A 15,007-nucleotide genomic window follows, 5' to 3' on the forward strand; every position below is an offset into this window, starting at 1 on the left:
GGGGCCGGCAATTTTGGGGTTGGCATTTGTGGCGGGATTGCTGGTCTGGGGACTGCCGGGTGGCGGGTTGTGGTTGCTGGGCTTGGGGCTGGTGATGGCGGGGGTGCGATCGAGTGTGATCGCCCGGCGGTTGCCCTGGCTTGACCCGAGCTTGAAGCCCTTGTTTTGGGTGGTGGCAGGTTGTGTGGGATTGATGGCGACGCTGTATTTGCAATGGCGACTGCCACAGCCGGGCACGGATGACATTAGCCGCGCGATCGCCCGTTTGGAACAGGCCGGCCAGGCGATCGAGCTGGCCACCGTTCGGGGTCAAGTGGACTCGGCTTATCAAATCACCCAATCCGGCAAAGCCAGATTTTGGTTGCAATCCACGCAATTGCTGCAAATTCCAACGGCCACCGGCCCCGCCATCAACCCACCCCCCCAAAATCTGGCCCAGAGCGTTACGGGCCGAGTCTATGCAACGGTTCCTCTGCTCCAAGCAACGGGGCTGAAACCGGGTCAGATGGTGGAAGTGACGGGACGGTTATATCGACCGCAACGGCCCACTAACCCCGGCGGGTTTGACTTTGCTTGGTATTTGCAGCGGGAAGGTAGTTTTGCAGGGATCTCTGGGCAAACGGTTCAGACCATTGATGGGGCGGTGCAACCAGATTCTTGGTGGAGCCTCAGTGCCTTCAATCCGCAAATGGTGCGCAAGCGCCTGGTGCAATCCCTAGTCAAGGTGATGGGATTTCCGGAAGGCGCGTTTCTGGGAGCCTTGATTTTGGGTCGGCTGGCCGTGGACTTGCCCGCAGATCTACAAACCACTTTTGTGCGAGCTGGCCTGTCCCATATGTTGGCTGCATCTGGGTTTCAGATTGTGGTGATTTTGGGGGTCTTTTTAGGGTTGATTCGGGTGCGCCCCTTGCCCTTGGCGGTGGCGATCGGGGGTGGAATCTTGCTCGGGGGTTATGTTTGGCTGGCGGGGGCCAGTCCCTCCGTGCTGCGGGCGGGGTTGATGGGGGCAGCGGTTCTATGGGGGATGGCTCAACAGCGCCAAGTGAATTCCTTAGGCGCGTTGCTGGCGGTGGTGGTGGTGATGTTGTGCTGGAACCCGCTCTGGATTTGGGACTTGGGATTTCAGTTTAGTGTGCTGGCCACTTTGGGGCTGGTGGTGTCGGCGACGGCGATCGCCCAGCGGTTGAGCTGGCTGCCGGAGTTTGCGTCGGAACCGATCGCCTCAGCCCTGGCGGCGACAATTTGGACGATTCCAGTGCAACTGTGGGCTTTTTATCAGATTTCTGTCTATGGGCCGATCGCCTCAGCCTTGACCAGTCTTTGGGTATCGGTGTTAACGGTGGCGGGGTTGATTGCAGCGGTGGCAATTGGCCTGTTGCCCCCCTTGGGAAACTGGTTGGCCAGCGGCTTGGTTTATCCCGTGCGGGGATTGTTGACCTTTGGAGAATGGATCGCCAGTTGGCCAGGCAGCGCGATCGCCGTGGGAGCAATCTCGATCGGGCAGTTGTTGGTTTTATATCTCCTGCTGGTGGCCGTTTGGCAATGGCCCTGGTTTCAGCGGGCCAATCGTTGGGGCCTAGTGGCGATCGGGGCTTTAGTGGTGGCGATCGGGCCCGGTTGGTTGGCTCGCAGCGGGGAACTCACGGCCACCGTTCTGGATGCGGGCAGCCAACCGATGTTAGCTGTGCGGGATGGAGGGCGCTTGTTGCTGGCGGGAGCCGGAGACTTACCCGTAGCTCAGTTCACGGTGTTGCCCTTCTTGCGCCAACAGGGCATTAACCGCATTGAAGTTGGGGTGGTGATGAGCGATCGCCCCGATCGACGGCGAGGGTGGCTGCGAATCTTGGAACAACAACCGATCGCCAACCTATACGATCAACCGCTACAAACGGCCGCTTCTAATGTCGATCGAGCCATGGTCAGTGCTGCTCGGGTTCGCAACGGTCGCTACAGCAACCTGACAGCCGGTCAAACCTTGCGCATGGGCCGCGCCAACCTCACAGTCATTGACCCGATCGCCCCTGCCTTAACCTTAGAGTTGGGGAAAGAGCGCTGGTTTCTCCTGGGCAATTGTTCCGTCGCTCAACAAAAACTGCTCGCCCAAACGGGACAGGTGAGATCGGTCACTGGTCTTTGGTGGCCAGGTCAAGACCTCGCCCCGGAACTGGTGGCCGCTTTGCAACCCCGCTGGGCGATCGCCTCCACCCGTGAACTAGCACCCACCGTTACCCCCCTCTTGCGATCGCAGCGGGCGCAACTTTACCAAACCGGCGAAGACGGAGCCATCACCTGGACTGCCAATCAAGGTTGGCGGGCTGCCCTAGACAGCATCCCCAGCGACCAACCGCTTTAGGCTTCAGCGATCAAGGCTTCAACGCTCCAGAATTTAACGGAGTCGCGCAGTGGATTATGAGATTTTTTTAGCGTTCCGCAGCAATGTTTCAGTCATCTCCGCCAACCGATCGAGATCTGTCTTGAGGGTTTGGGCCCGCTCTTTGGCCGCCAACTTCCGGGCGATCGCCCGCCGCGCCACCGGCTCCCTCCCTTGCTGCATGGCCAACAACGCCACCTCATGCCAATCCCGCAGCTCATCCACAGCCCGGTTGTATTGCGGTTGCAAATTATTCCAAACCGGTTTGATATCCGCCAAGGCGCGATCGAGAATAGCCTGCACCTGGGCCTGCTCATCCCCCGACTCCGTAGGCTGATGCAGCACCTGATCAACCCAATCGGGATCCGCTTTTTCCAGAAAAGGCAAAAAGTCTTGTACTTGATGACTCACCGCCCGGCCCGTTTTGCACCAGGTGGCAAAATGCTCGCAATTATTCAGCAGCAGGCTATATTTTGTTTCCCCTAACCGACTGGCCGCGCGCTGGATCGTCGCATCGGGCAAATAGCAAGTGGCATAGCGCTTCACGGTGACCGGTTGCGTGCTGGCAAATTCCAGCAAGGATGTGCGCGTCACCTTGGGCACTTCACCGCGCTTGGAGTAATGGATCACGGTTCCATCACCACAATCAATCCCGTGATGCTCATAGGCACTTTGCAACCCGGCCAGAGATCGCATCACGTAAATTTGGTCGCCCCACGCCATGGGTCAAAATCCTCGTACCAAACCTTAAAACCAACTAACTACGAGTTAAGCGGATCACCACCGCTACAGCGATCGGGAGTGATCACCGACAGTGGCCAACGTAGCGATGATCAACGTAGCGATCGAGAACAGTTACCACCGCCCCTTAGCCCCTGAAGCCAAGAGGGGATCCGATCGAAATCGTATCCCCTCCAAGCTAGCGTTCTTTATGGACTTTCGGAATAACTTTCGGGTGCCGGGCCCGGTGTTCTCAGGAGGCAAACCATTCAACATGACATTGTGGGGTGGTGTTCGGAAGCGTTTGAACCAGAGGGCTGTGGGCAGGTCGGCGCACAGAGTCAGCAGCCAAGCTCAGCAATTCGATTCTCGGAACGGGGACAACCCTTTGGCCTTGGGTGGGAGAGCGTTACCCCAACACCCCCAGTTCGGTTCACAACGGGAACAGAGCAGGAGACGGAGGCAGCTCGCACCGAGTCGATCGGGTTGCAGCGGATGGGAACCGCTAGGGCGCTGGCCTAGGGCGCTTGAAAACGCTCGCCGAGACCCCACTCATGCTTCAGAAACTCCTTGTACATGGTTTCTTTGACGATCATTTGGCGATACAGCTCAACCAAGAATTGCTGGGCCTGCTCAAGGCTCATGTGGGCTACCTGACTTTCGAAGGAGCGGATGTTGAACTGCTGTTCGAGGCTCAATTCAAATGAATGATCCATGGTAGTCACCTCACTGGGTGTAGCGGTTGCGAAGTCCCGCGCGATCGCCGAGTTGTTGTGTCGTCGTAGGGATTCGGCTCGATCGCACCGCAGATGGTCGTTGGTTTCAACCTTGATCCCCATGGGTGGGGCAACGTCAAGGTTGAATGACCTATCTGCTCTTTAGATTATGACATCTTGTAACGAGTGTTTGACAAAATGCATACAGTTTTATCCAAAGACTGATTGCATTTCCTCATGGTTCCCATCACAGCGAGCGGCCATCCGGATGGCTGGACACATTGTCCCGATCGCCCTAGCGGGGAGCCAAAACCTGTGACCGCGTAATGTTGGAGCGATTGGTTTCATTTCTCCCGGTTGCAATCATCGATCGCGCAGGTCTGAAAACAGCTTCGGGAGAAGAGGGCAAGGCAGCAGGGTACTGCATCCGCAACCCAAGGCCACAACCCGATCACAGGGGGCGATCGGGGAAGTGCTAATGGTGTAGCGAATTTTTCCGAGGCAAAATGCTTGTGGCCAACAAAGAGCACAGAGCCAGCAACCAATCAGCAACCAATAGGTTGAACCAACCCATCCACCCAACAGCTCGGCCCCCGAGCCGGATCCCAGGAGCGATCGGGTCAAAAAGCAACCCCTGCCTGGCATTGACGATCGCCAGACAGGGGATTGATACGGAACTGAGACAGAACTGAGGTTGAGCAATCGATCGGGAAGTCGTCAGGAATTAATCAGAAATTTATCGGGATCAAATCAGCAAATTAGTCATCAATCAGCGATGAATACCCGGGTTTCCTGACAAATCATGCTGATCTGAGCCTGGCTCTTGTTTCCCGATCGCTCAATACCGCCCGATGTTGCTCATCAACCTGGCTCAACCTGGCTCAGTGGCGATGGAAACGAATGCCCAAGAACACGTCATACATGAAATTCCAGAAATTTTTTTGGTCTCCCAGAATGCCCAGCGTCTGCGGCGATCCTTTCTGATCCAACAACGGCTTCACCCGTTCATAAACCGTTTTGTAGTGATACCAGGGGATTGAGGGCCAAAGGTGGTGAATCAGGTGATAGTTTTGCCCCAAAATCAACCAATTCAGCAGAGCACTCGGATAGACCCGTGCATTCTTCCAGCGATTGCGCTCCTCAAACGGCCGATGGGGTAGATAGTCAAAAAACAATCCCAGGGCCAAACCCACCACCAACGCGGGCGAGAACCAGAAATTCATCACATAGCCAATGAAGTCCCAATGGATGCCGGCCCACACAATGCCCACCAGCACCATTCGACTCAGAAACCATTCCAGCAACTCATACTTGCGCCAGAGCTTGCGTTGGAAGAAGAAAATTTCGTGATAGAAAAACCGGGGTGCAATTAACCACAGGGGCCCGCAGGTGGAAACAAAGTGATCGGGGTCGTTTTTGGGGTCGTTGACGTTGGCGTGATGTTGCAGGTGAACCCGCGTGAACACAGGAAACGCAAACCCCAACATCAGGGCGCTGCTGTGGCCCAGGATGGCATTGACGATCGGGTACTTGTGGGCGGCGTTGTGGGATGCGTCGTGAATGACGGTTCCCGACAGGTGCATCGCCAGCACATTGGCACAAAAACAAATCCAGTCCGGCCAGTGCCATAGCCAATAGCCACAGACGGAGAGCACCACAATTGCGGTGGCGGCCACCATCATTAGCAGCGTGGGGTTAAACAGTTCCTGGGGTGGGTCGAGATATTCTCGCGGAACGTGCTGCACTGCGGTCGTGGGCTGCTCGGGGGCCACCGCGATCGTCATGGTCGCTCCTTGGCTGAGAAACGTTATGGTTTGTTAAAAATACTTCTAAGAATGATACGGCAACAACCCGCAATCCTTTTTAACCAATTGTTGTATTTCTCTAAAGCCTGGTCTTTCAAACCTGCAAAGTCCGGTAAGTTCCGGCCAACCGGTGCAGGGCAATGCTGATGGATCCGATTGCTCAGCATGGGCCAAATCCATGAGGGCGCAGAGGGCGCACAACTGCACGCCCCTGATCAATTAACACTGAAGGCAATGACTGAGAAGGGCAGAAAAGAACCTGAGTCGTGATCGATCGGCCGTGATCCCTAATCAGGAAGGCGCACCTCATTGGCGATCGGTTGGTGTTGCTCGAAGGCGGTGAGGTTTTCAATGGTGGTGCGAGCAATGTCCCCCAAGGCTTCGCGGGTAAAGAAGGCTTGGTGAGCGGTGATGATCACGTTCGGGAACGATTGCAGCAACTGGAAGGTATCGTCCTGAATCACGGTGTCGGACAGGTCACGGAAAAAGAGTTCGGCCTCTTGTTCGTAGACATCGATGCCCAGATAGCCAATTTGACCCGATTTGATGCCCTCGATCGCGGCTTTGGTGTCCACCAATTGGCCGCGGCTGGTGTTGATTAGCATTACGCCGGGCTTCATCTGATCGATCGCCTGTTTGCTGATCAGATGGTGCGTGTCGTGGGTCAGAGGGCAATGGAGGGAGATGATGTCTGACTGGGCAAACAGCTCCGGCAAGGAGACATAGCGGGCCGTCCCGATCGCTTCAAATTGGGCGTTGGGATAGACATCATAGCCCAGCACTTTGCAGCCAAAGCCGGTCATGATTTGAGCCAAAATCAAGCCGATTTTCCCCGTTCCCACAATCCCGATCGTCCGGCCGTGAAGATCAAAGCCCAACAGGCCATTGAGGGAAAAATTATCGTCCCGCACGCGGTTATAGGCTCGGTGCAGCTTGCGGTTGAGCGCTTGGATCAAACCCACCACATGCTCGGCCACGGAGTAGGGAGAATAGACCGCGACGCGAGCAACGGTGAGGCCACAGTCTTGGGCGGCACGCAGATCAACGTTGTTGTAGCCCGTGCAGCGAAGGGTGATCAGTTTTGTGCCGTTGTCGGCCAGAAGTTTGAGGGTTTCGGGCCCTCCGTCATCGTTCACGAAAATGCAAGCGGCGGGAAATCCAGCGGCAAGGGCGGCGGTGTGGGCTTCGAGGCGAGTATCAAAGTAAACCAGTTCGTGGGGATGACCAGCGTTGGCGTTGGCGGCATCCAAAAATTGGCGATCGTAGGGTTCCGTGCTGAAAACGGCAACTTTCATAGGTTTCCCCAAACTCTAAACGTCCCAGAACCCTTGAATCGGGCCTGTGGGCATGATGCCACGGGAATTTTGGGGATGGGGCGATCACGTCAATGGCCTGCGATCGGCCCTGGTCAACTCCAGCCCCAGCCAGCCACCGAGATCGATCGCCTAGGACTGCTTGAGGGCGGTCACTTGAATTTCAATCTTCATGGCCGGGTCAGCCAACCCAGCGGTGATCATCGTGCAAGCGGGGCGCACTTCGCCGAAATATTGCTGCAACACCGGCCAACATTGGGGAAAATCCGCCGCATCCGGCAGGATATAGGTGACGCGCACCACATCTTTCAACGAGGATTCCGCTTGCTGGAGAGCGGCTTCGATGTTTTTGAGGCACTGCTCGGTTTGCTCGGCCACGCTGTCGGAAATCGTCATGGTGTCGTAGTTGAAGCCCGTCGTGCCCGACACGAAAACCCAGGGATCCTGGCGCACGGCGCGGCTATAGCCGATTTCTGCTTCAAACGGCGAGCCGGAGCTAATCAGTTGTCGAGCCATCTGGAAACATCCCTAGGAAATGATTTTTGAACCATGGGATAGGATAACCGACGCTAACGGGGCCGACTGTTGACATGATCCCTTAATTTCTGGGCATCAGCAGAGTTGGGCCAACGCTGAAGAACGCTGTCTAGCTGGGCCCCGGCCTCGGCCCAACGATCCGACCAAACCAGGGCTTCGGCAATGCCCACTTCAGCCAGTTCCCGATCGGGATGGTCGGGCGGCAGTTGGACCAGGGCAGCACGAAAGGAGTCGATCGCCCGTTGATGTTGGCCCCAAATCAGGCAGTTTTTCCCCAGCTTTAGGTAAAAACCCGGCCCCTGGGGAGCGAGGGCCAGGGCCCGTTGATAGGCGCGATCGGCCTCGGCCGAGTCTCCTCGGGATTGGTAGAAATCCCCCATTAGGTCTTCGACGATTGCCGCTTTAACCGCTTCTCCCAAGGAATCGAGACCCGTGTGGGCATCCACCACCCGCCGCAGGGCGGCCCGGGCCGCCGTTGGTTGATAGCGAATGGTGAGCAACGCACCTAGGCGGTAATGACCCCAAACCAAGTCTGGCTCCAGTTTGAGGGCAGTTTGATAGGCTCGGATTGCGCCTTCGTAGTCCATTTGTCGCTCCAGAACCATGCCTAGCCCTAAGTGGGCCTGGGCAAAGTTGGGCCGCAGTTGCAAGGCGGTGCGATAGGCCTGAAGGGCGGCGGTGATTTGCCCAAGGCGATAGGAGTCGTAGGCCAGCTCAAACTGGGCGCTGGCGGCGATCGAGGGTTCCGCTCGGGTGGGGCCGCTGTAGCCATTGCCCCGCAATCCAGAGTCCGTGACCGGTTCTCCTAGGGGCGAAACCTGCCGTTCCAGGAATAAATCCAAGAAGCCATAGATCGGATCTCGCTCGATCGCCTGGTGGTAGTAATCCAGAGCAGCGGTGGGCTGTTCAGCCATCAGGTGGGCCCGAGCCAGCTTGAACAGGGCGATCGTTACGGATGCCTCGGCACTTTCTCCCAAGGCACGGTAACCGGCCAGGGCTGTTTGATACCACTCGATCGCGGTTTCAGGATGCTGGGTGCAAAGCTGCCAATCACCCAGGTTTTCCGCTGCGTCGGGGGGAAGGGTTTTGCTGCGATCGGGAGCCGGTTGCAAGTTTTGGCAATCAATCAAAACCGGCAAAACCGGCAAAACCGGTGGTTCGGACATTGGCGAAGGCATGGCCCAGGCGATCGACTGGCCAGGGGCGATCGTCCCTAGCCAAAGTCCCCATCCCACCAAGCCGATTTTGACCCGGCCAATTTTGAGCGATCGCAACATCGATGCTTACTCCCTTTCCTGTGCTTTAGGGGTCGATCGTTTCGGGATCCAGCCCCAATTCTCGCAGTCGAGCCGCGAGGCGATCGGCACGCTGCTGGGCCTGTTCAGCCCGTTGGCGCTCTTCTGCCGCCTGTTGTTGGGCCTGCTCAGCTTGCTCCCGTGCTTGTGCGGCTTGCTGCTCCGCTTGTTCAGCCCGTTGGCGCTCCTCAATCAGGGTGGAAAAAGGCTGGCCGTCTGGCCGCAGGAGCGTGAGGGTTTCTTCGCCCAGTTGGAACCGAATGCCCAACCGAGGACTGACCCAACTATCCGGTTCATCCACCGGTTCCAGCGCCTCGCCTGCCCCCCGAATCAAGATGCTCAGGTCGTTGCGATCGGGGTCATAGATGTAATATTCCTCCACGCCGTGGCGGTGATAGAACATCTGCTTCTTCATCATTTCGGTTAGGCGATTCCCCGGCGACAAAATTTCAAACACCACCTGCGGGGCGATGTTGTTTTCACGCCATTGCATGTAGGAACCCCGATCGCCCTTAGGTGCGCCAAACACCACCATCACATCGGGCGCTTGACGGGTTTTGTTGTCGCCTTCAACGGGATACCAAAGCAAGTCGCCCGCTACGAAGACTTGGGGATCGTTGGCAAAGAGGGCAGCGAGGTTGCTATGGATGGTTTGAATCCATTGGAATTGTTTGGTGTTGTCTGCCATCGGCTGGCCGTCGCTGTCGGGATACTCGATCGGTTTCGGTTGGATTATTCCCGGTGCGCTGGGGGTTTGGGCAATCATCGGCGGATCCTCACGATCGCAATTGATCTCATTATGACAAGGGGCGATCGGCCAGGTTGGATTGGGCGATCGCCCCTTGGATGGTGCTAGATGGTTCCGAAGTCCGCCGGGTCAAACACCGCCGGACTCACCCCCTGCACAAAGGCCAACACCTCACTGCCAAAGCGAATTTCCGCCCCACCGCTGACCGTGGCAAAACTGAGGCCACCAAAGGCCAACGGAGCCGCCAGCAAAATCCTGTCCGTGCCGTCTTGGTAATCAGTAATCGTTTCCGTGCCCTTGCCGAAACCGATGATGAATCGATCGGCCCCTGCGCCCCCCGTGAGGAGATCGTTGCCCAAATCGCCCGAGAGCAAATCAGCCCCGTCACCGCCCACCAGGGTGTCATTGTCTTGCCCCCCAAAGAGGGAATCATCACCCAAATCACCCGAGAGCAAGTCTGCACCGATGTTGCCAAACAGGCTGTCGTTGTTTTGGCCGCCAAACAGGCTATCCGCATCACGACCGCCATAAAGCTCATCGTCACCGATGTTGCCGAAGATCTGGTCATTGCCTAGGTTGCCAAAGAGTCGATCGCGATCGCGCCCGCCAAACAGGAAATCCGCACCATCGCCACCCAACAGCGTGTCATCACCCGCATTCCCAAAGAGGCTGTCATCGCCCGCATTCCCAAAAACATTGTCACTCCCGCTGAGGGCCACCACCCGATCGTTCCCGGCCAGGGCATCGGCCGAATCAGCGTTATCGGTCAAGTTCAGGTCATCATTACCGGAAGTGAACTGACCGGCTGGGGGCGGAGTTGTACCACCGCCACCCACACCAAATTCCGTGGAGCCAATGTCGATCGCCCCATCACGCGGCAAACTGCGCTGATCCGTCGTCACACCGGCCACGGCTTTTCCGGCGTTAATGGCCGGGCTGCCCGCTTGCAACAAATAGCCCAATTGGCCGCCGCCAATGTCTTGCAGGGGCCCCAGCTTTGGATCGGCTACGATCGCGCTGCCGGTAATTTGCGGATCTTTGCCCCCGGGCAACGAGGCGGGAAATTGCAGGTTATTACCCCCATCGGTCAGGGTGCGGTTGGTTTGGAACGATTCGCTAAAGCTGTTGCCGGCCCGATTGTTTACGAACAAACTGTTCGTGACTTCCACCGAGGACGCATCATTTTTGAAAATGCCGCCGCCAAAGCCACTCGCGGTGTTGTTAGCCAAGGTGACATTAATGAGCTTGTTCGCCTGATTATTGGCAAAGAAAATGCCGCCGCCAATTCCCCGCAGCGGATCGGGATTCACCGCTTTGTTATTCCCGATCGTGGTGTTGATGATTTGCACCGAAGCATCTTCCGCAATCCAAACCCCGCCACCTTGAGTTTCAGCATTGTTATTGGCGATCGTGCTGTTGCGAATGATCGCATCACCCACGGCCAAGCGCACACCGCCCCCCAAGCCATTCCCGCCCGGATCGGCCACCACGGTGTTGTCAACAATGATTGAATTCTCAATCAACGCCTTGTCCGGTCGGTAGGGATAGAGCGAAAGCGCCCCCCCTTGAGCAGCGGCTCGGTTGGCCGAAAAGTAGCTGCTCCGAATGATCATTTGACCACCCACCCCATCGCCAAATTTGCTGGCAGCGTCAGCGTAGATGGCCCCGCCTTGGCCCCAAAAGGCCGCGCCGCCTTTGCTGGAATCGTTGCCCAGAAAACGGCTGTTTTCCACTAGCAATTCGGTTTGGATCGTGCCGATCGCCCCGCCGTTGGTTCCTTTGTTGTTGGTGAATTCGCTGTTGCGCACCACCAGCGTCGTTTCGGCCCAACTTTGCACCGCGCCGGCCCCAAACTCCACGATCGAGCCGCTATTTTTTTGACTGGCTCGGTTATTGTCAAAGCGGCTGTTGGTGATCGTGCCCTTCCCCTGAAACTCCAGGGACACCGCACCACCGGAGAAGTTTTCCGCCTCGTTGTTGCGGAAGGTGACGTTATCGATCGTCAGGTTAACGCGAATGTCAGTGCCAATCCCCGCGCCGGAAGTGCTGACGTTGGTGGCTCCTCGGGTGCGCCCATCAGCCACGGTCAGGTTGCGAAACGTGGCGGAACCGCCCTGCTTGCTGACATAAAACACCCGGCTGCTTTCGTTGCCGCTAATCACCAACCCTGGCGCATTAGCTCCATCGATGATGATGTCCCGATCGACCAACAGTTGGCCACTGGTGAGGCGAATGGTTTGGTTGGCCAAGTTGGGGGCAAAGGTGATGGTGTCGCCATTGGGGGCCGCCGCCAAGGCCGCACGCAGGGAACCGGGGCCGTTATCGGCCAGGGAGGTAACGAGTGTCATAGATTTCCAGGAGAGACTTGTTGAGGCCTGTTTTAGCAGACGCAGCTTCCTGAATTCGAGTGCCGCCGCCTGTGCCACTTACCTCAGGAGCACCCTGGATCTAAAAAACCGAATCCAAAAAGCTTTATCAAAAACAAGGGGCTTAAGCCCCTTGTCCCCCACGATCTGCCAACGGCGGAATCAAGGTTTCAGGCGATTTGACGACAGGCCCTAAGCCCCTTGCCCCATAGCAACTGGTGCTTAGTGAGTGCCTGAAAATACGTCTCAGGAATCCGCTTAGCCCTTCAGCCAGCGAGCCACATCCTTGGCGTGGTAAGTCAGAATCAAATCTGCGCCCGATCGCTTAAAGCTGGTCATGGTTTCCATCACCACGCGTTGCTCATCAATCCAACCGTTGAGGGCCGCCGCCTTCACCATCGAATATTCACCGGAAACGTTATAGGCCGCCACAGGCAAATTGCTCGCTTCCTTCACGCGCCAAATGATGTCCATGTAGGCCAGAGCCGGCTTCACCATCAACATATCTGCCCCTTCAGCAATGTCCAGGACAATTTCCTTGATGGCTTCCCGCCCATTGGCCGGATCCATTTGATAGGTGCGGCGATCGCCAAATTGCGGGGTTGATTCAGCCGCATCCCGGAACGGCCCATAATAAGCCGAGGCATATTTGGCGGCGTAGGAGAGGATTGGAATATCTTGGAACTTGGCTGCATCCAAGGCTTCCCGAATGGATTTCACAAACCCATCCATCATCCCCGAAGGTGCAATGATGTCGGCTCCGGCATTGGCTTGGGCAATGGCGGTTTTTTTCAGCAATTCCAAGGTGGGATCATTCAGAACTCGTCCGCTAAGATCGCCCGTTTCCAAATAGCCGCAGTGCCCATGGCTGGTGTATTCGCACAGGCAAGTATCCACCGCCACCACCAAATCGGGCACGGCTTTTTTCACGGCTTCGGTTGCCTTTTGGACAATGCCGCAATCATGCCAAGCACCGGTTGCATCGGTGTCTTTTTCAGCGGGAATTCCAAACAAAATGATGGCAGGAATTCCTAGGTCATAAACCTGTTTGGCTTCTTCAACGATTTTGTCGATCGAGAGTTGATAAACACCCGGCATCGACTTCACTTCATTCGCCACCCCTTCACCCGGCACTGCAAACAACGGGTAGATCAAATCGTTGGTGGTGACGACGGTTTCCGCAACCATGCGGCGCAGGGTTTCGCTAGTCCGCAAACGACGAGGGCGATGGGTGGGGAACATAGGGTGTTAAAGGATTGAGTCTCAAAAACAGGGAGGCCGATCGGCGTTTTTAGCGTAAAGCCTGAGGGGCCAACGGAGATAAGAGCGTAAAGATACGTAAAGTTTGATCAGGAAAAATGTGCTCAGGCTTCACTGATTTGCTCGGAATTTGCTCGAAATTCGCCTGGAATTGGTTCGGGATTTGCTCAGGATTTACGCAGGATCTACGCAGGATTATTGGTTCAGGAATAGGTTTGGGTGACTTGCGCTCCGCGATCGCCCCCTGGAGCAGCGGGGAAGCAAAGCGGCACGATCGGCACAAATGAGTGCAAATAAACATTACAAGCCGCCAAGTCCTCAGGATGCTGTCCCCAAAAGTCGATAGAACTAAGGTATCGATGTTTTGGTTGCCCGATCGTGTGGCTGTGGCGTGGTTGCTAACACAAGTCGGTTGACCTGGGGTTGAAACGTTGAAACTCGGTTGAGACGGCCGCCGCACATCGTCGCCCGCATTGACCGGTCAGGAGGTGTTTATGGGATGGCAACTTGGGCAATGGCAGTTCGAGCCTTGGCGCACCAATCCGCCCCAACCGGATCAGTCGGATTGGCTGGCAACGTTGGCCCACTGGTCAGTATTCCTGGGCTGCGGCTTGGGAATGGTGACCCTGGCCCCGATCGGGGTCGATCGCGCAGTGTTATTGGAATTGGTCTGCTGCGGTTTGGCGATCGCAATTATGGTGGCGGCTCCTGACCCCCGTGCTCAGTCCAACGCCCGATCGGCTGTGAATTTTCACCTCAACGTTTTGGTAGCGGCCGCCCTTTGCAGCGCCCTGGTCGGAATTCCGTTTCTGATTGCCCTGACGATTAAGGCGCTGGTGTCGCCCCTGTTGGCGGCCGCCCGCGTGGCTGAGGAACCAGGCTATATCCATCACTACGATTTCCTGTGGCAATGGCTAAACCCCGATCGCGATCGGGTGGGGATTTAACCAAACGGGACTCTAGCCACGCAACAGCCACACAGCAGTGCAGAATTGCAGCAATCCAACCAGGCCACCGGGCGGCCATCGAGCCGTCATGATCGCTCAGCGGCTGGCCATGGACGACAGGCCCTAAGCTGGATGGGTCGAAATTTATTGCGCTTCAGGAATTATTGCGCTTCAGGAATCCATGACCGCTCTACAAAAGCTTTACGAAGGCAAAGCCAAAATCCTGTACGCCACGGCGGATCCCACCATTCTGTTGGCCTGTTACAAGGACGATGCCACGGCGTTCAATGCCCAAAAACGAGGGACGATCGCGGGTAAAGGGCGCATTAACTGCACCATGTCGGAACACCTGTTTCGCAAGCTGGAAGCGGCGGGCGTGCCGACCCACTTTGTGGACTGCCCCGCTCCCAATGAAATGAATGTGCGGGCCTTGACCATCGTGCCGTTGGAAGTGATTGTGCGGAATTTTGCCGCCGGTAGTCTTTGCAAACAAACGGGCATTGCCCTGGGTACGCCGCTGGAACCCCCGTTGATTGAGTTCTGCTACAAGAATGATGAATTTGGGGATCCATTGGTGACGGAGGGCCGAATCTACGCCATGAAGTTGGCCACGCCAGCTCAGGTACGAGAAATTACGGAGCTGACCCAACGGATTAACGAAATCCTGCGCGACTTTTTCCAGCAGTGCGACATTATCTTGGTGGACTTCAAGATCGAATTCGGCATCGACTCCGGCGGGCGGATTGTGCTGGGGGATGAGATTAGCCCGGATACCTGTCGCCTGTGGGATGCCAAGGAAACCGACCCGATCGCCCGAGTGTTGGATAAGGATCGCTTCCGCCAAGATTTAGGAAACGTGGAAGGGGCTTATCAGCGAGTCCTGGAAAAGGTTTTGGCGAATTAGAGATCCCCTGGCCACTCTCAAGCGA

The 15,007-nt window shown here is 56.6% G+C and carries 13 protein-coding genes (1 of these 13 only partly in view); 3 read left to right on the forward strand and 10 right to left on the reverse strand.

The genetic code is table 11. From position 1 onward, the window contains the following. A protein-coding gene (locus tag ACZA91_RS04875) for a ComEC/Rec2 family competence protein (RefSeq protein WP_190535553.1) crosses the window boundary here: on the forward strand, positions 1 to 2,353 show its 3' portion. 5 nt of this gene lie to the left of the window's left edge; 2,353 of the gene's 2,358 nt are visible here — the last part of the coding sequence; its start codon lies off the left edge, out of view; the stop codon is at positions 2,351 to 2,353. A gap of 54 nt (positions 2,354 to 2,407) precedes the next feature. Here ACZA91_RS04875 and ACZA91_RS04880 read toward each other — a convergent pair whose 3' ends face one another. The 10 genes from ACZA91_RS04880 to hemB form a co-directional block, all read right to left on the reverse strand. Further along, the gene (locus tag ACZA91_RS04880; protein ID WP_190354517.1) at positions 2,408 to 3,094 is read right to left on the reverse strand and encodes a lecithin retinol acyltransferase family protein; all 687 of its coding nucleotides are present in this window, start codon (positions 3,092 to 3,094) and stop codon (positions 2,408 to 2,410) included. Positions 3,095 to 3,609: 515 nt separating this feature from the next. After that, entirely contained in the window at positions 3,610 to 3,807 is a 198-nt protein-coding gene (locus ACZA91_RS04885; protein WP_099533531.1) for an NblA/ycf18 family protein, read from the reverse strand. 363 nt (positions 3,808 to 4,170) lie between these two features. Further along, the gene (locus tag ACZA91_RS04890) at positions 4,171 to 4,452 is read right to left on the reverse strand and encodes a hypothetical protein (protein ID WP_463184987.1); all 282 of its coding nucleotides are present in this window, start codon (positions 4,450 to 4,452) and stop codon (positions 4,171 to 4,173) included. Positions 4,453 to 4,688: 236 nt separating this feature from the next. Then, complete coding sequence (gene crtR, locus ACZA91_RS04895; protein ID WP_099533522.1) at positions 4,689 to 5,591, reverse strand: beta-carotene hydroxylase; 903 nt, start codon at positions 5,589 to 5,591, stop codon at positions 4,689 to 4,691. A 308-nt stretch (positions 5,592 to 5,899) separates the two neighbouring features. Beyond that, positions 5,900 to 6,907 carry a 2-hydroxyacid dehydrogenase gene (locus tag ACZA91_RS04900; protein ID WP_393010548.1) on the reverse strand — a complete coding sequence of 336 codons (1,008 nt, stop codon included), beginning with the start codon at positions 6,905 to 6,907 and terminating at the stop codon, positions 5,900 to 5,902. 150 nt (positions 6,908 to 7,057) lie between these two features. After that, the gene (locus ACZA91_RS04905) at positions 7,058 to 7,441 is read right to left on the reverse strand and encodes a RidA family protein (RefSeq protein ID WP_190354515.1); all 384 of its coding nucleotides are present in this window, start codon (positions 7,439 to 7,441) and stop codon (positions 7,058 to 7,060) included. A 53-nt stretch (positions 7,442 to 7,494) separates the two neighbouring features. After that, entirely contained in the window at positions 7,495 to 8,739 is a 1,245-nt protein-coding gene (locus tag ACZA91_RS04910) for a tetratricopeptide repeat protein (protein WP_463184990.1), read from the reverse strand. Between the two features lie 25 nt (positions 8,740 to 8,764). Further along, a complete protein-coding gene (locus tag ACZA91_RS04915) occupies positions 8,765 to 9,523 on the reverse strand; it encodes a Uma2 family endonuclease (RefSeq protein ID WP_099533519.1) in 759 nt (252 codons plus the stop codon). A gap of 86 nt (positions 9,524 to 9,609) precedes the next feature. After that, on the reverse strand, positions 9,610 to 11,853 hold the full coding sequence (locus ACZA91_RS04920; RefSeq protein ID WP_463184992.1) for a choice-of-anchor Q domain-containing protein: 2,244 nt from the start codon (positions 11,851 to 11,853) through the stop codon (positions 9,610 to 9,612). A 276-nt stretch (positions 11,854 to 12,129) separates the two neighbouring features. Then, positions 12,130 to 13,113 carry a porphobilinogen synthase gene (gene hemB / locus ACZA91_RS04925; protein WP_190354512.1) on the reverse strand — a complete coding sequence of 328 codons (984 nt, stop codon included), beginning with the start codon at positions 13,111 to 13,113 and terminating at the stop codon, positions 12,130 to 12,132. A 512-nt stretch (positions 13,114 to 13,625) separates the two neighbouring features. Between hemB and ACZA91_RS04930 the strand changes: the two genes are divergently transcribed. Together ACZA91_RS04930 and purC are read left to right on the forward strand one after the other, a co-directional pair. Then, a complete protein-coding gene (locus ACZA91_RS04930; protein ID WP_463184993.1) occupies positions 13,626 to 14,078 on the forward strand; it encodes a magnetosome magnetite crystal formation protein family in 453 nt (150 codons plus the stop codon). A 181-nt stretch (positions 14,079 to 14,259) separates the two neighbouring features. Then, positions 14,260 to 14,982, forward strand: coding sequence for a phosphoribosylaminoimidazolesuccinocarboxamide synthase (gene purC / locus ACZA91_RS04935; RefSeq protein WP_099533515.1), 723 nt, complete (start codon positions 14,260 to 14,262; stop codon positions 14,980 to 14,982). Positions 14,983 to 15,007 lie beyond the last annotated feature (25 nt).

Source organism: Limnothrix sp. CMB-01 (assembly GCF_055193175.1).